The sequence below is a fragment of the Novimethylophilus kurashikiensis genome, from assembly GCF_003112435.1.
Taxonomy (GTDB): Bacteria; Pseudomonadota; Gammaproteobacteria; order Burkholderiales; family Methylophilaceae; genus Novimethylophilus; species Novimethylophilus kurashikiensis.
In genome coordinates this window covers 264,627-285,776 of sequence record NZ_BDOQ01000003.1, presented here as the reverse complement: position 1 = coordinate 285,776, position 21,150 = coordinate 264,627, and the positions used below count along the sequence as shown (strand labels likewise).

General features: G+C 57.1%; 21 protein-coding genes and 2 pseudogenes. 19 read left to right on the top strand and 4 right to left on the bottom strand.

Going from position 1 to position 21,150, the window contains the following annotated elements; translation table 11 throughout:
* The first annotated feature begins 1 nt into the window (after window position 1).
* The 3 genes and pseudogenes from NMK_RS04885 to NMK_RS18980 all read left to right on the top strand — a co-directional run.
* On the top strand, window positions 2-961 hold the full coding sequence (locus tag NMK_RS04885) for an electron transfer flavoprotein subunit alpha/FixB family protein (protein WP_109014640.1): 960 nt from the start codon (window positions 2-4) through the stop codon (window positions 959-961).
* Window positions 962-1,046: 85 nt separating this feature from the next.
* Window positions 1,047-1,787: pseudogene (locus tag NMK_RS18945) on the top strand (PAS domain-containing protein); the annotation flags it as partial.
* A gap of 12 nt (window positions 1,788-1,799) precedes the next feature.
* Window positions 1,800-2,024 (top strand): annotated as a pseudogene (locus NMK_RS18980) (methyl-accepting chemotaxis protein); the annotation flags it as partial.
* An 83-nt stretch (window positions 2,025-2,107) separates the two neighbouring features.
* On the opposite strand, the gene NMK_RS04875 reads toward NMK_RS18980, so the two are convergent.
* Entirely contained in the window at window positions 2,108-2,461 is a 354-nt protein-coding gene (locus NMK_RS04875) for a cupin domain-containing protein (RefSeq protein ID WP_109014638.1), read from the bottom strand.
* Between the two features lie 251 nt (window positions 2,462-2,712).
* Between NMK_RS04875 and NMK_RS04870 the strand changes: the two genes are divergently transcribed.
* From NMK_RS04870 to NMK_RS04840, 7 genes are all read left to right on the top strand, one after another.
* Window positions 2,713-3,126 (top strand): globin family protein, encoded by a 414-nt coding sequence (locus tag NMK_RS04870; protein ID WP_109014637.1) that lies wholly within the window; start codon window positions 2,713-2,715, stop codon window positions 3,124-3,126.
* 122 nt (window positions 3,127-3,248) lie between these two features.
* Complete coding sequence (locus NMK_RS04865; RefSeq protein WP_109014636.1) at window positions 3,249-4,364, top strand: aminomethyl transferase family protein; 1,116 nt, start codon at window positions 3,249-3,251, stop codon at window positions 4,362-4,364.
* Window positions 4,365-4,392: 28 nt separating this feature from the next.
* Complete coding sequence (locus NMK_RS04860) at window positions 4,393-4,995, top strand: dimethylamine monooxygenase subunit DmmA family protein (protein WP_109014635.1); 603 nt, start codon at window positions 4,393-4,395, stop codon at window positions 4,993-4,995.
* The gene (locus NMK_RS04855) at window positions 4,992-5,945 is read left to right on the top strand and encodes a PDR/VanB family oxidoreductase (protein WP_109014634.1); all 954 of its coding nucleotides are present in this window, start codon (window positions 4,992-4,994) and stop codon (window positions 5,943-5,945) included. The genes NMK_RS04860 and NMK_RS04855 overlap by 4 nt, the downstream gene beginning before the upstream one ends.
* Before the next feature lie 12 nt (window positions 5,946-5,957).
* A complete protein-coding gene (locus NMK_RS04850; RefSeq protein WP_109014633.1) occupies window positions 5,958-6,998 on the top strand; it encodes a heme-dependent oxidative N-demethylase family protein in 1,041 nt (346 codons plus the stop codon).
* Window positions 6,999-7,023: 25 nt separating this feature from the next.
* Window positions 7,024-7,446 (top strand): group II truncated hemoglobin, encoded by a 423-nt coding sequence (locus tag NMK_RS04845; RefSeq protein WP_227871370.1) that lies wholly within the window; start codon window positions 7,024-7,026, stop codon window positions 7,444-7,446.
* A gap of 142 nt (window positions 7,447-7,588) precedes the next feature.
* Entirely contained in the window at window positions 7,589-8,446 is an 858-nt protein-coding gene (locus NMK_RS04840) for a TorF family putative porin (RefSeq protein WP_227871369.1), read from the top strand.
* A gap of 101 nt (window positions 8,447-8,547) precedes the next feature.
* Here NMK_RS04840 and NMK_RS04835 read toward each other — a convergent pair whose 3' ends face one another.
* A complete protein-coding gene (locus tag NMK_RS04835) occupies window positions 8,548-9,927 on the bottom strand; it encodes a PAS domain-containing protein (protein WP_109014631.1) in 1,380 nt (459 codons plus the stop codon).
* 275 nt (window positions 9,928-10,202) lie between these two features.
* Between NMK_RS04835 and NMK_RS04830 the strand changes: the two genes are divergently transcribed.
* The 9 genes from NMK_RS04830 to NMK_RS04790 all read left to right on the top strand — a co-directional run bounded on the left by NMK_RS04830 (window position 10,203) and on the right by NMK_RS04790 (window position 18,426).
* Window positions 10,203-11,825, top strand: a complete 1,623-nt coding sequence (locus NMK_RS04830; RefSeq protein ID WP_227871368.1) for a histidine kinase — start codon at window positions 10,203-10,205, stop codon at window positions 11,823-11,825.
* A gap of 9 nt (window positions 11,826-11,834) precedes the next feature.
* On the top strand, window positions 11,835-12,488 hold the full coding sequence (narL, locus tag NMK_RS04825) for a two-component system response regulator NarL (RefSeq protein ID WP_227871367.1): 654 nt from the start codon (window positions 11,835-11,837) through the stop codon (window positions 12,486-12,488).
* Between the two features lie 254 nt (window positions 12,489-12,742).
* Window positions 12,743-13,060 (top strand): cupredoxin domain-containing protein, encoded by a 318-nt coding sequence (locus tag NMK_RS04820; RefSeq protein WP_109015063.1) that lies wholly within the window; start codon window positions 12,743-12,745, stop codon window positions 13,058-13,060.
* 25 nt (window positions 13,061-13,085) lie between these two features.
* On the top strand, window positions 13,086-13,907 hold the full coding sequence (locus tag NMK_RS04815; RefSeq protein WP_109014629.1) for an FTR1 family iron permease: 822 nt from the start codon (window positions 13,086-13,088) through the stop codon (window positions 13,905-13,907).
* Window positions 13,908-13,939: 32 nt separating this feature from the next.
* Complete coding sequence (locus NMK_RS04810; RefSeq protein ID WP_109014628.1) at window positions 13,940-14,680, top strand: hypothetical protein; 741 nt, start codon at window positions 13,940-13,942, stop codon at window positions 14,678-14,680.
* 167 nt (window positions 14,681-14,847) lie between these two features.
* Window positions 14,848-16,257: a S41 family peptidase gene (locus NMK_RS04805; protein WP_109014627.1), complete on the top strand. Its 1,410-nt coding sequence runs from the start codon at window positions 14,848-14,850 to the stop codon at window positions 16,255-16,257.
* A gap of 60 nt (window positions 16,258-16,317) precedes the next feature.
* Window positions 16,318-17,469, top strand: a complete 1,152-nt coding sequence (locus NMK_RS04800; RefSeq protein ID WP_109014626.1) for a (Fe-S)-binding protein — start codon at window positions 16,318-16,320, stop codon at window positions 17,467-17,469.
* A 2-nt stretch (window positions 17,470-17,471) separates the two neighbouring features.
* Window positions 17,472-18,107 carry a 2-polyprenyl-3-methyl-6-methoxy-1,4-benzoquinone monooxygenase gene (gene coq7 / locus NMK_RS04795; RefSeq protein ID WP_109014625.1) on the top strand — a complete coding sequence of 212 codons (636 nt, stop codon included), beginning with the start codon at window positions 17,472-17,474 and terminating at the stop codon, window positions 18,105-18,107.
* Window position 18,108: 1 nt separating this feature from the next.
* Window positions 18,109-18,426, top strand: coding sequence for a DUF2322 family protein (locus NMK_RS04790; RefSeq protein ID WP_109014624.1), 318 nt, complete (start codon window positions 18,109-18,111; stop codon window positions 18,424-18,426).
* 120 nt (window positions 18,427-18,546) lie between these two features.
* On the opposite strand, the gene recN is transcribed toward NMK_RS04790, so the two are convergent.
* Together recN and NMK_RS04780 are read right to left on the bottom strand one after the other, a co-directional pair.
* Window positions 18,547-20,202 carry a DNA repair protein RecN gene (gene recN, locus NMK_RS04785; RefSeq protein WP_109014623.1) on the bottom strand — a complete coding sequence of 552 codons (1,656 nt, stop codon included), beginning with the start codon at window positions 20,200-20,202 and terminating at the stop codon, window positions 18,547-18,549.
* A 25-nt stretch (window positions 20,203-20,227) separates the two neighbouring features.
* The gene (locus tag NMK_RS04780) at window positions 20,228-21,091 is read right to left on the bottom strand and encodes an NAD(+) kinase (RefSeq protein WP_109014622.1); all 864 of its coding nucleotides are present in this window, start codon (window positions 21,089-21,091) and stop codon (window positions 20,228-20,230) included.
* Window positions 21,092-21,150: the final 59 nt, after the last annotated feature.

Sequence of the window (21,150 nt, the reverse complement as noted above, 5' to 3'; positions counted from 1 at the left end):
AATGAAAACGATATTGGTAATCGCAGAGCATAGACGCGGCGAACTGCGCCCCGTGACGCAAGAACTCATCGGTGCAGCACAAGGGTTGCGCCAGGGCGACGACCGCGTAGTGGTCGGGATCATCGGCGCACAGTCATCGGTCTACGTGAAAGACGTTTCGCTCAACGGCGTGGACGAAGTCGTCACCGTCGTGACGCCCACTGTGGATTTCGACCCCGAAATTCATGAAGCCGCAGTATCGGCACTGATCGTGAGCAAGCGCCCGGATGTCGTGCTGTTGCCGCATACGGTGGATACGCTCGGTTACGCGGCGACGCTCGCAGCCAAGGGCGGCCTGGGCTTTGCCACCGATGTGTTCAAGATGGAATACGACGGTGCCGACCTGGTGGCGACGCGCGGCGGCTACAACCAGAAGGTCAACGTGGAAGTCGATTTCCCCGGCAAAACCTGCGTGGCACTGGCACTCCGCGCCAGCGTGTTCAAGCCGGTGGAAGAAGCAGGCTCGCCGGTGGTCAGCACGCTCGACATGAGCAGCGTGCCGTCGCGCAGCCGTAACTTGGAATTCGTCGAGCAAGGCGGCGGCAACGACATCGACATCACGACCGTCGATTTCATCATGTCTATCGGTCGCGGCATCGGCGAGGAAAGCAATGTCGAGCAGTTCCGCGAACTGGCCGAGATGGCCGGCGCAACGCTGTGCTGCTCGCGTCCGATTGCCGATGCCGGCTGGTTGCCCAAGTCGCGCCAGGTGGGGCAGTCCGGCAAGGTGGTGAGCTCGTGCAAGCTGTATGTTGCCATGGGTATCTCCGGCTCCATCCAGCACATGGCGGGCATGAAGCACGTGCCGACCATCATCGGGGTCAACACCGACCCCAACGCCTCGATTTTCACTATCGCCAAATACGGTATCGTCGGCGACATCTTCGAAATCGAGGAGGAATTGCGTAACCAACTCGCTTAATCCTTGGTGCTCGCAATACGACAGGCAGGAGGCTGGGCTTCCTGCCTGTTGCTTTATCCAAATATCAACAAGAAGGAGTGGGACGATGTCTTGGCCGTTTTTGCGCACTTCCAGAATTTCCAGCTTAGAACAGGTGATTCGCGATCTCGCTGCCGGTGACCCTACCGCGCTGAGTCGCCTCGACACGGTACTTGTGAGCTTCGTCGGCGACGCGTTGAGATCGGTCGAACGGCATCGGACCGAGCTGACAGCGGCACACGAAAGTGAAGTTCTTACCCTGCGGCGGCAGTTCGATGCCAGCCTGGCCGATCGTGAAGACGAACTCAACTGCAAGATCGAGGCGCTGTCTGCCGAAATCGAGGTGCTGCGGGAGCAGGCCGAGGCCGTCACCCGGGAAAAAGCCGAGATCGAGGAAAAGATGGCCGCGGCATCGGTGCTGTACGAAGATTTCGAACTCGCAAAATCGGCATTGACGGAAGGTATCTGGATCTTGCACATCGTGGACGGCGACCCCGACCATCCCGAGAACAAGATCGTCTGGTCGCAGCAGTTCCGGGCATTGCTCGGCTATAGCGCGGAGGAGTTTCCCGATGGATGGGATAGCTGGACGCGCGCGATCCACCCTGAAGACAAGCCCCGCGTATTAGAAGAATTCTCCCGGCATATCGCCGATGCGAGCGGCTTGACGCCGTACAGCGTCGAATACCGGCTGATGACGCGCGAACGCGGCTACGTCTGGTTCCGCGAACGGGCAGCGACTTTGCGCAATGAGTTCGGCAGGCCGTTGAAATCGGCCGGCGCATTTCGCGATATCACGCACGAGCACGAAGCCAAGGCCATGCATCTGGCCGAGATCGAACGTGCCGAAACCAATATGCAGCGGATCATCAAGGTATCCGACGCCATCAGCGAGATCACCAAGCAGACCAACCTGCTGGCGCTTAATGCGGCGATTGAAGCGGCGCGTGCCGGCGATGCGGGAAGGGGATTCGCGGTGGTGGCAGACGAGGTGCGCAAGCTGGTGGAGCGTACGTCCCAGGCCACGGATGAGATCAGGAACATGGCGCAAGGCCCGAATTAATTCGTTGCCATGTGTAAGAACCATGCCCGGCGCGAGCCGGGCATGGCGTTGCTGCAACAGCCGTATTACAGCGGCTTGCGCTGACCGCAGAAGAAACCTACTGCACGGTGCGGTGTATCGAAAATGATGTGATCGCCATCGGCGAAATACAGCACGTCGCCTGGCTTGCAGTTGTACTTATTGCCGGTCTTGACTTCGGTGATGTTGAACTCGCCTTCCACCACGATCTTCATTTCCTCGTAGTCGTAGGTGTAGTCCAGCGGCTTGCCGGCTTCCAGGTGGAAGAAACCTGCACAGAGCGGCTGATCCTTGTTGGGCTCGTTCTTGGCGGAGATGAACACGTCACCCAGCCAGGCCTTGACGCCGTCAACGTTCATCGAGGGTTGGCTGTCGGCGATAGCTTGCTTCTTGTACTTCATGCGATTACTCCTTTTATTGCAGTGGTTGATGGTGAATAAATTAAATCCGCCTCAGCAACCATCCACAATTATCCCTAAGGGGTACTCTCAAAGAAGCATGTCCCATCCTACCCCTTTCCCTACGCCCGCAACGCCTTGATTCATGGCGGTTTCAGCCGCATTCCTACCACTTTCGAAGTAAGCCCAAAGAGGAATTGTTGAACCGGATATGGATATCGACAATGCACTCAAACATTCATCGGAGAGGCGTGATGACACCGCATCAAATTTCGCTGGTACAGAAGACATGGGCCTTGGCCGAACCTTTGGGCGATACCGTGACGACCTTGTTCTACGGCCGTTTGTTCGAGCTTGATCCCGGCCTGCGATCCTTGTTCAAGGCAGATATGCAAGAGCAGGGGCGCAGCCTGCGCACCATGCTGTCGCTCGTGATTACCGGACTCACCCAGATGGACAGGCTGGCGCCCGCCATCGCGGCTTGCGGCCGACGCCATGTGGCCTACGGCGTGTCCGACAGTCAGTACGATACTGTGGGTGAAGCACTGTACTGGACGCTCGAACAAGGGTTGCGCGGCCACTACACCGACGAGGTGCACAAGGCCTGGAAGGCGACTTACGAGTTCATGGCCGGCGCGATGAAGCAAGCCGCCCACATGCCGGCTTAAAGGAGTATTTCTCGGTGGCTTGCTACCCCTTAGGGAGTACGCCATCGAGAGAATTCTAGAGGCTGGTCCCTTTCTATATCTTTTCTTTAAGTTATTCATATCCATCATGGGAGTTGGCAGATATGTCGCGTAATTCAATTCTTAACGTCAGGCATCGCGAGCTGGGGTCCAAGCTCGATGGCGATACATGGAACGACATGCCGATTCCATGGAGCTATCACAGCGATGCGCATGATGAAGTCGTCGCCGTGCGTTCGCGCGCCGGACTCTACGACGTGTCTGCCCTCAATATCGTCAACGTCAGCGGCGAAGATGCCGAAAGCGTGCTCGACCGCCTGGTAGCGATCGACGTGACGAGCATGCAGCCTGGGACTTCGCGCCTTGCGGCTGAGGTCGATGAAAACGGCGCGCTGTGCGACGACATCATGATCATCCGCGACAGCAAGACCGAATTCCGCGTCTCGCACGGCAGTGGCAAGACGCCGCAACACCTGGCCATGCTGGCCGCCGGCAAGAAGGTTGTCGTCGCGGCAGACCTCGACGTACACATCCTCTCCCTGCAAGGCCCCAAGTCGCTGGACGTGCTGGCGCCGCATGTCGGTTTTGACCTGGCTGCGCTGCCTTATTTCAAGCACGTCAAAACCCAGGTGTTCGGCTGTGACGTCTATGTGGCACGCGGCGGTTACTCCGGCGAGCGCGGCTACGAAGTGTATTGCGCCAGCAAGGACGCCATCCTGATCTGGGACAAGATCCTGGAGGTCGGTGCGCCTTTCGGTGTGATTGCGGCCTCCTGGAATTCACTCGACCTGACCCGTATCGAAGCAGCGCTGCTGTTCTTCCCCTTTGAAATGCCGGAAGGCGATACCACGCCTTGGGAAGTCAACATGGGCTGGGGTGTCGATCTCGACAAGAAGGGCGATTACATCGGCAAGGAAGCCGTGCTGAAGCTGCGCGGACGCGAGCGCGTCAAGCAGGTCGGCCTGGTGTGCGATTCCGCCACGGCAGTCGAGGCAGGCGCAAAGCTGGTCAAGGACGGCAAGGAAATCGGCGTTGTGACGAGCGCAAGTTTTAGCCGCTACCTGATGCAATCGTTGGCTATGGCGCACGTCAAGCCGGAGTTTTCGCAGATCGGCACCCAGCTGGAAGTGGTGGGCAGCAAGACCTCCAAGGCCAGGGTGGTACGCACGCCGTTCTACGATCCGATGCGTCTGCGTACGCATCCGGATGGCGCCAAGTAAACCGCTCTAATCATTCGAGGCCGGAATCATGGAACGTGGGTACAGGATCAGAAGCAAGCCGAACTACGAAACGCTGGTGTGGAAAGAGAAGGCATCGGCGCATGTAGTCGTGGCAAAAGGGGCCGGAGGAATGGCGGTATTGCAGCTGTTTCAGCAGATGCATCCCGTACAGCCGGTGACCGTGTTTTACGTGCGGGGCGACAGCACCGACAAGGACTATTCGCAGACGCTCACCAAGCTCGTCGGTGACGAATTGCAGGTGTTCGATACCCAGATGGAAGCGCTTTACGCCTTCTATCGCCGTTTGCCCGATATGAAGATGGGCACGCGCTTTTATGTCTCGGGGACGGAAAGTTTCATTTGGTCGCTGTGCAAGCTGGCCGCGCTGTTCGATATCCAGGAAAGCGAAATTGTGAAGCAGCTTTCCAACAGCCTTTCGCGACCGGTCTATTGCGTCCATTGCAAGGCGACCACGCCGAACGTCACGACCAATATCGTGGCCTGCAGCAAGTGCTCCAGGAAGCTCTTCGTGCGCGATCACTTTTCGCGCCATCTCGGCGCCTACATGGGCTTGATGATCGACGCCGAAAATCCGGGCGAAGTGCCCGCCATTGAGGAAATTTACCCATGAGTACGGTCAATGTCCGCGTTGCCGCCATCGAGCAGGTGACGCCGCTGGTCAAGCATTTCACGCTGGTGCGGGAAGACGGGCAAGCTTTCCCGCCCTTTTCCGGCGGCAGCCATGTCGTCGTGGCCATGGACATCGGCGGGCGCATTCATCGCAATGCTTATTCGCTGATGGGCGCTCCTGACGATACACAGGCGTATCACATCTCGGTTCGACGCCAGGAGCGTTCGCGCGGCGGTTCGGCCTACATGCACGATAACGTGGCTGAAGGCTCGGTCTTGCAGATCACCATGCCGGTCAATTTGTTCCAGCTGATCCGGATGGGGCGCAAGCATGTGCTGATCGCCGGCGGCATCGGCATTACGCCGTTCATGTCGCAATTGCACGATCTCAAGCGCAACGGTTTCGAATACGAACTGCACTATGCATTCCGCTCGCCCGAGCACGGCGCATTCAGTGCGCAACTCAAGTCTGAATGCGGCGAGCGTGCCCATTTCTACATCGATTCGCTGGGGCAGCAGCTGGATATCCCGGCGGTGCTGAGCCGCCAGCCCTTGGGGACGCATGTCTACGTCTGCGGACCTGCACCCATGGTAAACGCCGTGCTGGAAGCAGCTCGCGAGCTGGGTTGGCCGGAAAACCATGTCCATAGCGAACAGTTTACCGCGCCGCCGATGGGCGATGCCTTCAAGGTGCAATTGGCCAAATCGAACATGGAGGTGGAAGTGACTGCCGACATGACCTTACTCGAGGCGCTTGAGACGGCCGGGGTGGGGCCCGATTCGCTATGTCGCGGCGGGGCCTGTGGCCGTTGCGAGCTCGATGTGCTGGAACTGGATGGCGAAATCTTCCACCACGACCACTACCTGAGCGACGCCGAAAAATCTTCGGGCAAGAAAATCCTGCCCTGTGTTTCCCGTGCGCGTTGTACGCACATGCTGCTTGATATCTAAAGGAATTTCATCATGGGACTTGCATTCAAGGAAGAGACTTTCCGCGACGACTATACCTATCGCAATTCGCTGGATGCGATTCGCCGCTTTCCTTTCCCGTTCCCCGAAGACAAATACATGTACTCGGTCAACATCGAGCCGCATGTAAAGGGTAAGCCTGGTTCGGTCCTGGAGTTTCCGCTGGATATCGACGAGCACTACGTGTCCGAATGTCGGGACAAGGCGATCACGCTGGCCCGCGACCCGGGACGTTACGCCTCGTTGCCGCACATGATGGATGCGCAGTGGGATGTCCTGGAACTGATCATGGAATCGCTCTCGCGCGATTACCCGGAGCAGTTCAAGTTGACCAAGGACGGCAATCGCTGGACTTGGCAGAACCTGCCGCTGGGCATTGAAAACACCTTTACGTTCGGTGACCGTTCGTCGTTGCCGATGGAGCCGTTCGAATATGTGGGGCGCCAGATCCAGGGCGACTGGGTGATCCTCGACCAGCGCGAAGGCACCTTGTTTGCCGACGCTGGCATTGTCACCAGCCAAGCCGACTGGTCGCTCGCCTTCGATGTGGGCATGTCTTGGCATCAATGGCATGCACCGGTGCCGCGTGCGACGGAAATCGGGGTGATGGACCGTGCCCTGAAGTTCATGATGAACCTGCAGCTGGGTGAGCCGGTACGCCGTCTCAACTGGACCATGACCCTCAACCCGCGCCTGGATACCTCGCCTGAGAACTATCCGCTGTGGGGGCCGGACCGCAATCACATCACCCTGGATAACGCCGGCGATCGGGTGCATTTGCGCGTCGAGCTGCAAACCTTGTTCAGGTTGCCGCGCAGCAACGGCATCGTGTTCAGCATCCGCTGCTATCTCATCAGCTTGAACGAGCTTGCCACGTATCCGCGCTGGGCAAAACGCTTCCATCGCATTCTGAAGGACTTGCATCCCGATCTGCTCGAGTACAAGGGCCTGACGAAATTTCACGCGACGGCGGTGGAATGGCTCAGCCGATACGACGATGGCGCGCCGCTCGATATCGGTACGCATCCGGAATAGTTTCGAAGCACGAAGGGAGGGTTGAATGATGCAAAGCACATCGACATCGGTTGAATCTGCCAATGCCAATCTCTACAACCTGGTGGGTGGGGAAAACGGGATTCGACGACTCGTCGAGACGTTTTACGACATCGTCGAGCAGCACCCCGAGGGAGAGCCCGTCAGCGTGCTGCACTTGCGGGGCCACGGCATCGCCCATTCTCGGGTCGAGCAGTTCAACTTCCTTTCCGGGTTTCTTGGCGGCCCTAATCTTTATGCCGAGAAGTACGGACATTCCAACGTGCGGACCATGCATGAGCACGTAGAAATCAATGCCAAAGCCAAGGATGCTTGGCTGGTTTGCATGGATATGGCCATCGACGAAGTCGGGCTGGGCCCGGACGTGAAAAGCAAGCTGATGGCCAATTTCACCGTCGTGGCCGAGTTGCTGGTCAATCGCAACGATTAAAGACAGAAACCGCAAATAAGACCGCTTGTTTTGCAATCTTTACCGCAGTGCTGCAAAGCGGCAAAGGCGGATGAATAAAAGAATGTTCGCAACACCGTTGTTTATCGGCAGTTAATTTTTCAACTTTTAAGGGGTGGCATAAATGAACGCAAGGAAACCGTTGTATCTCATTGGACTATTAGGAGCTGCATTGACGGCTGCATCTCCCGCTATGGCAGAGGAAGCCGCCGCTGCTGCTCCGGCAGCCGCTGCACCCGCACCTGCCGAACCCGCACCTGCCGAACCCGCATCGCCGCATTCTTTCAGTGCCAATATTGGCATCTACGGCCAGTACGTGTTCCGCGGCATCACCTACACCAATGAGCGTCCCGCATTGCAGGGTGGTTTCGATTATGCGCACTCCAGCGGCGTCTACCTGGGCGTTTGGGGTTCCAACGTCGACAAGGACGCGCTATACGGCAATACGCTCGAAATCGACCTCTACGGCGGATATGCCCGTCAGATCACGCAGGATATCGGTATTAACGTCGGCTTCCTGCAGTTCTATTACCCCGACAACGAGCATCCGAATTTCGGTGCGGGCACCAAGGAATCGCCCAACACTACGGAATTGAATGCAGCCGCCACCTGGAAGTGGTTCACGCTGAAATATAGCTACGCTGTGAGCGATTTCTTCGGTCTCAACAACAAGAGCCTGGGCGATGGCAAGGGCGACAGCCGCGGCAGCGATTACACCGAGCTGAACTTCAACTACACGCTGCCCTACGATATCAACCTCGCGCTGCACGCCGGCCGTCAAACGGTTGAAGGACGTTCAGTCGCCGACTACACCGACTATCTGGTGGGCGTGAACAAGAACTTCTCCATCGCTGGCAGCACGGGTTGGAACGCCGGGGTTAACTTCACTACCACCAATGCGCGTCATTCCTGGTATGTGGACGGCAAGGGTACCTACACCGGCGACGACCACGTCGTGTTGTTCCTCAAGAGAACCTTCTAATCTTGAGATAACGCATTTAGCTTTTAAATAAGCTCTCTTCCGTAGGCGCTTAGGCGCCTTCTTTTTTGTCAGGAAGAAGATGTGGATATTGAATCGGGTGGTTAAACGATCTGGCGAATGTCGAGCATGCCGTCTTCATTGTCATGGCTTGCCAGGTCGGTAATGAATCCTTCGAGGGCAAGCAGGTCGCCAGTGCTCGAAAAGACGCCCTTGCCTTGCTCCCAGACATATTTGACCTGGCCTGACCGCGTTGTGATGCGGTAGATGAACTGGAATCGCTCCTGCTTGGCGACCTGCCGCTGGCAGAGATCCCAGGTGCGAGCACGATCATCCGGGTGAATGATCTGGGTGTAGGCGAAATTAGGGTTGTTGACCATTTCGTAGGGTTCATAGCCGGTGACGTCCAGACTGCCGTCACTGACGAATTCGAAGGTCCAGTTCTTGTCGTTCTTGCAGCGATAAACCATGCCGGGGACGTTGCTGAGCAGCATGCTGAGGGAGCGCCGGTTGGCGCGCAGGCTGGCTTCGGTCTGCTTCATGCGGCTGATGTCGGTCAATGTGCCGATCACGCTCGAAAGTTCTCCGGGGTTGCCGCTGATGTTCCGGGCGCGGAGTTCAACCCAGCGAGAATCGCCGTTCCTGCCGATCAACCGTGTCTCGAGTAGGCAGTGGTTGCGCCGGCCGAGGGTGAGGGAGTTAAGCCGTGCATCCACCATGGGTTTATCCTCTGGGTGGATGTAGGCGAGCAGGGATTTATTGAGGCTGCCTTCGAGCTTGTGGTCCAGCAACCGCTCCCACGAGGGGTTGAGAAAGATAATTTCGCGGGCGGTATTCAGTTGAAACACGATCTGCTCGATCTGTTCGACCAACAGGTGATAGTCGAATAAATCCGGCGTGCTGGTGAAGGTGTGTTTTACCGCGGTCGTCGGAGACAGCTGAAGCAGGTTGAATTCAGGATTGTCCGTGGTGCTTAATGGGGAGATTGCGGCAAAAACGGGAATGCTGGTGCCGTCGGCACTCAGTATGCGCAGTTTGATGGTGAAGCTTTGGTCTGTTTCGTCTGCCGAACCTCGGGCAAACAGTTTTGCGATATTCTGGTGGTCACTGGGATGGACGAGGTTGGTGAGCGGCATTCCGATGACTTGGTCGCTCATGCCCGACATGCCGAGTTCGTTCAAAAAGGCCTTGTTGGCAAACACGACATTGTAGCCGTCGAGTACGGCGGCAGGCGTGGAGAGCTTGTTGGAAACGTCGATGCCCCAGGCGGCCTTGTCTTCTTTTGAAATGCGGCGTCCGAACCGGGAACGCGACGCCAAAACAGGATAAAGTGCGATCAGCAGCGTGATACACAACATAGTGGCGCAGACCACGGCAAGCGCAGCCAGGTGAACCTTGAACGGAGCACTTCCGTTCCACCAGCTGCCCATGACCAGCATAAACACCAGACTTAGCACAAAAGTACTAAAAACGTATAAGCTCATTTTATGGTTTAAGGGTTACCCTTGATGCGTTTTTTCAATATGTCTGGACGGTTATCTTCACCTTGAAATTTCTTGATCTTTCTTTTTTCTCCGGCATGAGAAGCTTGTTCCGTCACACGCTTTATACCCGCTTGCTGACGCTGCTGCTTTGTTTGGTAATTACGATCGTACTAATGCAAGCCGGGTCGCTGTTTCTCGTCGATTATATTCCAACTGCGCAAGAAGAAATCCAAAAAATAAGAGAACAGCAGCTTTTTTGGAAATATCATCTAGATATGACGGAGGCACAGTCGTCGGTGCAAACCGAGGAACTGCTGGGGCGATTGTCACGCAGAAATCTGGATGATTCCGACCCGGCATTGACGTGGCTGGGCAGGCTATCCGATGCCTCTTTCGGCCAGAGGTTGAAGGAGATTCAGTCTGCTCGTAACGACTTCTCGATAGCCATGACGCGGTCATCTCTCGCAGATAAATTGAGCGCGGCGCGCAAGGTGGAAACGGCTTACGACAGCCTGGGCGATGCGATTGAGCATGACATGGAGATGAGGCAGTCCGTCATCGCATTGCTGCAATTGGTCGGGCTGTTGCTGGTCATGAGCTGTATTGCAGCGATTGCCCTGGGCGCCCGGCGCGTCTTGCTCGATCGGCTGGACCATTTGTTATCGCTTGTGCCGCCGGAATTTGCGAAAGATGTACAGGGTGCCAGTACCGATGAGTTCGTGCGGCTGGAGCGCATGTTCTATGAAATTGCATCCCGGCTCGAGGGTTTCAAGGCCGAAACGCAATGGGTCAATCAGTCGAGCGGGGAACGTATCCGGCGATTGATCCGGTCGCAGGATTTTCTTATTAAATTCGTGGAGCTCATCAATACCAGCACCCTGAGCGAGATGACGCTGCGGAAGATTTTGTATTCGTTGGAAAGAACGCTGGATGTGAATAATGTGGCGTTGATTTTCCCGGCATACGATTCCGATTCGGGCCAGCGCGTGCTGTTTTCACAATATTTGCCATCCATGATGCAGCGGGAGTTGGTCGAGGATGCGGAGGGCTCTGTACCGATCGAAATGGTGATGACTACTGATAGCGGCGTCAGTATGCGCTGCCTAGCAGTTGCGTTCTCCGGTGCATATGATGAACTGGCAATTCTAAAGATCGAGGCGGACGAGGGGCGTGAATTCGAGGATGCGGAAAGAAATCTCGTAGAGGTCACAGCGCAGTTGCTGGCCATGATCATGGGCATTCAAAGCCGCGAACAGGAGGGGCGTCGGGTTGCGCTTCTCGAGGAGCGTGCGGCCATTGCGCGCGAGTTGCACGATTCGCTCGCGCAGTCGTTGTCTTTCATGAAAATCCAGCTTTCTCGCCTGCAATCGAGTGCGGTAGTGCAAGAAGCCGGAAGCGAAATACAAGGCATCCTGGATGAGTTGCGCCAAGGCCTGGACGGCGCCTATAAGGAGCTCAGGGAGTTGCTGACCACGTTCCGGGTGCATATGGACGTGCGAGGCTTGGGTACGGCAATCCAGACCGCCATCGACGAGTTCACCCAGCGTTCCAGCCTGGCGATTACCCTGGATAACCGGCTGGTCAATTGCCGCCTCACCGTGAACGAGGAGTTCCATATCTTGCATGTCGTGCGGGAGGCGCTGTCCAATATCGTACGCCATGCGGGGGCCAGCAACGTGGTGATCGCGCTCGTGTTTCAGTCGAACGGTACGGTGATGGTGACCATCGACGATGACGGTGTCGGCTACATGGCGACGCAGGGCGATGAGCCGCATCATTACGGCCAAGCCATCATGAAGGAGCGGGCCTTTAGTCTGGGGGGCGAAATCCAGGTGATGGCCCGCCGCAAGGGGGGGACGCGAGTCAGGCTGGTGTTTACGCCAAAACTCGCTCAATAGGAGAAGGAGATGGATATGAGTGACTCAATCAAGGTATTACTGATCGACGACCACGCGCTGTTTCGGAAAGGGGTGCGGCAGATCATTTCCGACCAGGCGGATTTCGAGGTGGTCGGTGAAGCCTCTTCCGGGCAGGAAGGGCTGGATTTGGCGCAAGAGGTGCTGCCGGACATGGTGCTGATCGACCTCAACATGAAGGGTATGAACGGCTTGGAAACCTTGAGGCGCTTTAAGGAATCTCCGCTCAAGGCGCGGTACATCGTTTTGACGGTATCCGATGCCGAGGACGATTTGCTCGAAGCGTTGCGTGCGGGCGCCGATGGATATCTGCTCAAGGATATGGAGCCCGAGGATTTGTGTGCGAATCTGAAAAAGGCAGCCTCAGGTATCACGGTCCTGCAGGATAGTTTGACGGAAATCCTCAAGAACGCCCTGTTGGATCCGACCCTCAAAAAGGCCAACAGCGATGTGGCGCTGACCGAACGCGAGCAGGAAATCCTGGATTGCCTTGCTAACGGCATGAACAACAAGACGATTGCGCGATATCTGGGTATCAGCGATACCACGGTGAAAGTCCATATCAAGAATTTGCTGCGCAAGTTGAACCTGACGAGCCGGCTCGAAGCGGCCGTGTGGAAGCATCAGAACAAGCCGCAACATTAGTTAGTCATGATGGATTCTGATAGTGGAGCCTGCCAGCCAGGCTCCACTGGTATTGACTGCAAATTTTCCTCGAACCAGTCGGCGAACTAGCCACGTTGCGCGTTCAACGGAGGAGCTTTTCCTCCTTCAATCTTCATACCGCATTGATGGTCATTTCATAAAACAATATCAATAAGCAGTGAATGGATTATAGTTGCCATCACAAATGAGAACGGTTATCATTAGCCTAAATTTCCATGAAAGAAAATGTTTCGATGAAAAAGATATTGATGCTGGTTTTGCTGCTGCCGATCACAGGCATGGCCGCAGACGCGGATTTCACCATCGTCATCAAGGATCACAAATTCCAGCCGGCCGAGCTCGCGGTGCCGGCAGGCAAGAAAATCAAGCTGCTGGTCGAGAACCAGGACCCTACGCCTGAAGAGTTCGAAAGCTATCCGTTGAACCGTGAAAAACTGGTCGCAGGCAAGAGCAGCACCACCGTGTACATCGGTCCGTTGGAGCCTGGGCGCTATCCCTTCTTCGGCGACTTTAACCAAGCCACGGCGCAAGGCGTCATCGTAGCCAAGTAATACAGAAGCAAGACTGGAGAACAGCATGTTCGGAACTGCCGTCATCGTTTTTCGTGAAGTGCTCGAAGCAGCCATCATCATCGGCATTGTGGCTGCAGCGACGCGCGATGTACCCGGGCGCAAGCGCTGGTTGGCCGCCGGGTTAATGGCCGGGCTGATCGGCTCGGGCATTGTCGCGGCTTCGACAGATGTGATCGCAGAATTCGCCAGCGGCATCGGCCAGGAGTTGTTCAACGCTATGGTGCTGAGCGTGGCCGTGGTCATGCTGGCATGGCACAACATCTGGATGTCGTCGCATGGTGCAGAACTGGCGGCCAACGCGCGCAACGTCGGCAAGGAAATTCGCGAGGGACGCAGCGAATGTTCGATTCTGTTGGTTGTCGTGGGCTTGGCGGTGCTGAGGGAGGGGTCGGAGACCGTACTGTTCCTTTACGGCATCGCGGCATCCGGCGGCAGCAGCATGCACGCCATGATGGCGGGTGGTGCGATAGGGGTACTGGCCGGTGCGCTGGTCGGGTATGCCATTTATGCCGGGTTGCTGCGCATACCCATGCGCTGGTTCTTTGTCGCTACGAGCGTGCTGGTGTTGCTGCTGGCTGCCGGCATGGCTTCGCAAGTGGCGCGCTATCTCATCCAGGCAGACATTCTGCCTAGCCTGGCGACGCCGCTTTGGAACACTTCCGCGATTCTGCCGGAGCAATCGGTGACCGGCATGGTGCTGCATAGCTTGATTGGGTACGACGCCCAGCCTGCCGGAATGCAACTGGTGTTCTACATCGCTGCATTGGCCATCATCGTGGCCGGCATGCAGTGGGTGAAGCGCCAGCAGTTTTCTTCGCACAAATAAGATTTCTTCACAATTAGTAGGGGCCGTTTTAAATGCAAGTTCGTAAGGGGTTGTTGGTTGCCGGTTTGCTGCACGCTGGGTTGGTCATGGCGAGTCCTGCCGATTATGTCTACACGCCGCTGGTAGAGTCCGGCGAAAAAGAAATCGATTTCAAGTTCGGCACTGCCAAGGATGCGGATAAGGTTCGCGAGCATGCCGCCAGCATCGGCTTCGGTTACGGCGCGACGGATTACTGGTTCACCGAGTTGTACTTGAAGCGCGAAACCGCTGGTAGCGAAGGCGTGACGCTGGCCGAGTGGGAAAACAAGTTCCAGTTGACCGATGCTGGCAAATATCCGGTGGATATCGGCTTGATTACGGAGATTGAGGCGCCACTGAGCAACAAGCGCCATACACCCTACGAATTCAAGTTCGGCCCATTGTTCCAGACGGAATTCGGCAAGCTGCAATTGAACGGCAACGTGTTGTTCGAACGTCAATTCGGGCCATCCGATGAAGACGAAAAGCACGTGACCGAAATCGGCTATCAGTGGCAGGTCAAGTACCGCTGGCAGCAGGAACTGGAATTCGGCCTGCAAGGCATGGGTGAGATGGGGAAATGGAATCGCTGGGAAGACAGCGACCAGCAAAACCATCGTATGGGCCCGGCAGTGTTCGGCAAGGTTGGCGTGGGGCAGCATCAGGCTATCCGATATAACGCTGCCTGGTTGGTCGGGGTGAGCGATGCTGCGCCGAACAACACTTTCCGTATGCAAGTGGAATACGAGTTTTAAGCAGCCGTCACTTTTCGGGCAGCCATTCCGGCTGCCCCGAACCGCATTTTCCGGCAACTCTCCCGGATTTTCCTAGATCATCTTTTGCACAATGCCGGCAAATCGCGGAGAATAAACGCTTTGTGATTTTCACTGTCCAACGAGCGGTCATTTAACAGGAACACAACATGCGTGCGAGATTTGAAAAGTTCGGATGGATCGGGATTGGTGCTTTGCTGGGCGTGCTGCTCAGCCTCAATATCCCAGCGATCGCCGACAAGGATAACAACAAGACCCAACTGCCGTTGGACGATTTGCGCGCATTTGCCGAAGTGTTCGGCAAGATCAAGAGCGATTACGTCGAGCCGGTCGAAGACAAAAAGCTCATCTCCGAAGCCATCAACGGCATGTTGTCGGGCCTCGATCCGCACTCAGCCTATCTTGATGCAGATGCATTCAAGGAACTCCAGGCCGGCACCCAAGGCGAATTCGGCGGCCTGGGCATCGAGGTCGGCATGGAAGACGGTTTCGTCAAGGTTGTTTCTCCCATCGAAGACACGCCAGCCTACAAGGCCGGCATCAAGCCCAATGACCTGATCATCAAGCTCGACGAGACGCCGGTCAAAGGCATGACCTTGAACGATGCCGTCAAGCGCATGCGCGGCAAACCCGATACGCAAATCGTGCTGACCATCCTGCGCAAGGGTGAAAGCAAGCCGTTGGTGATTCCGTTGACCCGTGCCGTGGTGAAGGTGCAAAGCGTAAAGGCCAAGATGCCTGAGCCGGGCTATGCCTATGTGCGCATCACCCAGTTCCAGGAACACACCGGCGAAGATCTGGCGAAAGCTATTAAGTCCCTGCATGACCAAAGCGGCGGTCCTTTCAAGGGCTTCGTACTCGATCTGCGCAATAACCCAGGTGGTTTGTTGAATGCAGCCGTGGGGGTTTCCGCAGCGTTCCTGCCCAAGAACGACCTTGTGGTGTACACCGAAGGCCGTACTGCGGATGCTAAGATGCGCTTGACTGCAACGCCTGAAAACTACGCCAAGGGCGGTGCACGTGAGGATTACCTCAAGGGTGAAGCAGCCGACATGAAATCCGTGCCTATGGTGGTGCTGGTGAACGGCGGCTCGGCCTCGGCTTCCGAAATCGTGTCGGGCGCTTTGCAAGACCACAAGCGCGCCATCATTCTCGGTACGCAAACGTTCGGCAAGGGTTCGGTTCAGACCATCCTGCCGATGAATAACGGCACCGCGATCAAGCTCACGACTGCCCGTTACTTCACTCCGAACGGCCGTTCTATCCAGGCCAAGGGCATCGTGCCGGATATCGTGGTCGAAGACGCCTCCGACAGCGGATTTAATATTCGCGAAGCAGACCTGACCCGTCACCTGGCGAACCCCAAGGATGCCGATACGACACCGGCCGATGCGATCAAGCCGGCTGCGCCTGAAAAGGACGACAGCAAGGACAAGTCGGACAAGGACAGCAAGGCCGATCATCAAGCGCCGATCGAGCCGGGCTCCAAGAACGACTTCCAGTTCACCCAGGCCATGAACTTGCTCAAGGGCCTGCAAATCCTGCAAAAGAAGCAATAATTTCCTGACCCGCGCCGCCATGCTGCCTTCGTAGCATGGCGGTTTTTTGTTTTAAGAAACATGGATAAAACCGCGCTCATTGCTGAAACCGGAAGGTGCGTTGCTTGCGGTTTGTGTCTGCCGCACTGCCCCACCTACCGCAAAACACAGTCGGAAGCCGACTCCCCGCGTGGCCGCATCCTCATGACGCAGGCCGTGGCTCAAGGCGTATTGCCGGCCAACGAACGCTACGCCGAGCACATGGATTTGTGCCTCACCTGTCGGGCTTGTGAAAGCGTTTGCCCCAACCAGGTCAATTACGGCAAGGTGGCCGATGAGGCGCGCGCAATGATCCGGGGAACCCAACCGATGCCGCGCATGCTGCGTCTGGCAACTTGGCTGTTCGAGCGGCCACGCCTCATGCGCTTCGGCGGCGGTTTGCTGCGCCTCGCCCATAAGTTCGGGCTCAAACATGGGCCGCAGGTGAGCCAACAGTATCGATGGCAGGACAGTTATCCGGCTGAGTCAGCACAAGGCGAGGTGGCGCTTTTCCTGGGCTGCGTCACCAATGCGATCGATGCGGAGACGCTGGCCTCCGCCATTTATGTGCTGAATCGCTTGGGTTACACCGTCCATGTCCCTTCGTCGCAAGGATGCTGCGGTGGTCTTCACCGGCAAGCTGGGGACCGCACTGGGGCGGAAGCTCTGGAGGCCAACAACCAAGCCGCTTTTTCCCGATACGGCGACTTGCCGATTTTGAGCGTTGCGAGCGGCTGTGGGGCAAGGTTGGCAGAATACTTGCCGAAGCGGGCGCAGGATATCAACGTGTTTCTATCGCAAGCGCAAGGCTGGGATCGAGCTAAGGTGCAGCCCTTGCCTGCCAAGGTGGTGGTGCAGGAACCTTGCACCTTGCGCAACGCCCTCGACGCCAAGGGCAGCCAGCAAGTCGTGCTTAAGCGCATCCCTTCATTGGAAGTGGTGGCCTTGCCTGGGAATGCGCAATGTTGCGGCGGTGCCGGGAGTTATGTGTTGACCCAGCCAGAGATGGCGAATCGGCTGCGCGATGATAAAATTATCGCATATCAGACAATCGAGTCTGATTATTTGGTCACGGCAAATATCGGTTGTGCCATGCATCTGGCTTCTGGATTTAATCGGGCAGGAGAGGCTGTACAGATCATGCATCCGGTAGTGCTATTGGCTCGTCAAATGGGATTTACGGGAGAGATTTAGCCATGCTGCAAAAACTCACGCTGGATACGTTCATCGCCGAATTCGACAAAGGGCTGCGCACGGTCTTTTCCACGGCGCATACGGTGCGGCCCCATCCCGACCATGACTTGGCAGAGCCAGCCCTGACCGACGCCGAGAAAAAACAGGCCGCTGCCCTCATGCGCATCAACCATAGTGGCGAAGTCTGTGCTCAGGCGCTCTACAACGGACAGGCGCTGACCTCGCGCAACATCCAGACCGAGGCGGCGCTGCGCCAGGCCTCGCAGGAAGAAACCGAACATTTGGCCTGGTGCGAAAAGCGCATTGAAGAGCTCGGCAGCCACAAGAGCCTCCTTAATCCGGTGTGGTACGCCGGTTCGTTTGCCTTGGGCGCGCTGGCCGGTGCCTTGGGCGATAAATGGAACCTGGGTTTTCTCGCCGAGACCGAAATGCAGGTCGGCAAACACATCGAAAATCACCTGTCGCGCTTGCCGGGGCAGGATGCCAAGAGCCGTGCGGTGCTCGAGCAGATGAAGGTCGACGAGGCCAAGCACGCTGCCACGGCTATCCAGCATGGCGGGGCACAACTGCCGCTGCCGGTGCGGCTGGCGATGAAACTCTCTTCAAAAGTCATGACAAAAACCACTTACTGGATCTGAAATGCCAAGCTTCAAGGAAAATCTCGACACCTTCCCTACCATCGATCATCTGGCTCGCCTTGAGTTGCTGGACGCCACGGGCAGTACTGCGGCCGTCATCGAGAACAAGGCGGGCAGCCAGGGCTCATTGCGCCTGTATCTCCATCTTGCCAATCAATTCGGCAGCATCACGCCTGAGGCCGCCAAGCTCGGCTGCGAGTTGTATGCCGAGCATACGGATGATGCAAGGTTAAATCGCGGCAAACATCCCAACATTGACCGCCTGTTCGAACTGATTGAAAAGAACGAGACGTTGACGGTAAAGGCGATCCTGGCCTAAGCCCTAGCTGCGGCATTATTCACACCAACCGGCAAGCGACGCCTGTATAGAGGCGTCGCTTGCCGGTTTTTTTTAAGCGAGTGAAGTTAAAGGCGAGTTGACTGCGGTGCCCGAGAAAGCTCAGGCGAAGCCGAGCATCTCGCGGGCGTGCTGACGGGTGGTGTCGGTGATTTGCATGCCGCCCAGCATGCGGGCGATTTCTTCGGTGCGGTGGGTATTATCCAGGGGCTGGATGGTGCTCAATGTTTGGCCCTCGTGGGTAGATTTGCTGACGCGCAGATGGGTACGGCCTTGTGCCGCGACTTGCGGCAAGTGCGTGATGACAAGCACCTGGCGATTTTCGCCCAAGGTGCTGAGCAACTGGCCGACGACTTCCGCCACGCCGCCGCCGATACCCACGTCCACTTCGTCAAAAATCATGGTCGGCGTTTCGCCCTGTTGAGCCGTAACGACGCGGATGGCGAGGCTGATACGAGAAAGCTCGCCGCCGGAGGCGACTTTGCTCAATGGGCGCGGTTCTACGCCCGCGTGGCCTGCGACCAGGAATTCGATTTGCTCAAGCCCGTGCGCGGTGCCTTCTCCCAACGCCGTCAATGCAATGGCGAAGCGCCCGCCGGCGAGGGAAAGGCGTTGCATCTCGGCGCTGACCTTGTCTTGCAGCGAGGCGGCCGCCTGGGCACGCCCATGGCTGAGTTCTTGTGCCAGCGATTCATACGCCTGGCGCGCGGCGGTTTCCTGCTGAGCGAGCGCACCGTCGGAACCGGCGCCTTCGAGTTCGGTCATCCGTGCTTGCCAGCGTTCCAGCAGTTCAGCCAATTCTTCGGGGCGGCAGCGATGCTTGCGCGCTGTGGCGTGCAGTGCCTGGATGCGGCTATCGACCTCGTTCAATCGTTCCGGGTCCAGATCGGAGCGATTGAGATACCGCTTGAGGAAGCGGTCAGATTCTTCCAGTTGGATGACGGCGGGGTCGATTGCGTCCAGCGCTTCTTGCAAGGCCGGATCGTAATCGAGCAATTCCCGCAGCTTGTGCTGCACGAAATGCAATTGGCGCAGGGCAGAGGTCTCGCCTTCGGCCAGCATGTCGCGGCACTCCACGCCGCCGGTCAGGATACTGGCGGCATGGGCGAGGCGGCTGTGTTCCTGTTGCAGCGCCTCCCACTCTTCGGCAGAAGGGCCTAATTGCGCTAACTCGCGGGTCTGGTCGCGCAGTTCAGCCAGTTCTTCCGCATAAGCCGCTGCATTGCGTTCCATCTCGACTCGTCGCGTGTGCAACTCGCGCCATTGCTTGTAACTGGCGGCGACCTTACCTGCCAAAGCTTGCAAACTACCGTAGGCATTGAGCAATTCGCGCTGGGAGGCCGATTTCAGTAGGGAGTGGTGCGCGTGTTGGCTGTAGATGTCGACCAAAAATTCGCCGGCTTCCCGCAGTTGTTGCATGGTGGCTGATGAACCGTTGATGAAGCCGCGGGAGCGCCCATCCGTGTAAAGGATGCGGCGCAATAGGCATGCGTTTCCGTCGAGTAACTCGTGTTCGCTCAACCAGGCCTGCAAATTGGGTAATTCGGAGACATCGAATTCGGCGGTAATCTCAGCGCGCTCGCAGCCTTGCCGCACCATGCCGGATTCGCCGCGTTCACCCAAAGCCAAAGACAGCGCATCGATGAGGATGGATTTGCCGGCCCCGGTTTCGCCGGTCAATACGGTAAAACCGGAGGGAAAATCCAGCTCGAGCTGATCGACGATCACGAAGTCGCGAATGGAGAGGGAACGCAGCATGATGTTTGGTGTTGGTTTGCTGGAATTAGCCCCAGTGCAGCTTTTCGCGCAGCAACTCGTAGTGACTATGGCCGAGCGGATGCAGCAACGGGATGGTGTTGTTGAGCCGGTTGATAATGACTTTGTCGCCCATGCTCAACTCGGCATGCAATTGGCCGTCGAAATGCACCCGAGCATCGTCGGCGCGCATCAGGGTGATTTCGACCGTGCTGTTGCTGTTGATGGCGAACGGGCGATTGGATAGGGTGTGCGGACAGATCGGCACCAGGGCGATGGCTTCCAATGTCGGGTGCAACAACGGGCCTCCCGCCGAGAGAGCATAGGCCGTAGTCCCGGTGGGCGTCGAAACGATGAGGCCATCGGAGCGTTGGCGATGTACGTACTGGCCGTCGATGGTGACTTCCAGCTCGATGAGGCGCGCCTGCCCGCCCTTGCTGACGACGATGTCGTTGAGGGCACGGCCTTTGCTCAAGACCCTGCCGTTGCGAACGATATCGGCACCCAAGAGGATGCGTTGTTCCACCGTGTATTCGCCGTCCAGAATCTTGCCGACGGCCTGAAGCATGCCGTCCGTGGAAATGTCGGTGAGGAAGCCGAAGCGGCCGCGATTGATGCCGACGAGCGGCACATGATCGTCCAGCAATGCACGCGCAGCAGTGAGCATGGTGCCGTCGCCGCCGAGCACGATCACCAGGTCGGAAACCTTGCCTACGCCCTCCATGGCGACGCTGGGAATATCGGAAATGCCGAGCTTCTCGGCCGTGACCATTTCGATATGGATTTTGATGCCGCGTTGGTTGAGCAAAACGGCCAGGGCTTCGACATACTCCCGCATGCGCGGGTCCATGTATTTCCCAATCAGGGTAACGGCTTTGAACGGATGTGACATGGCTGCATTAAACCACAGAAGCAGGCCACGAAAAAGTTGGGGAGAGGGGGATGGAACTT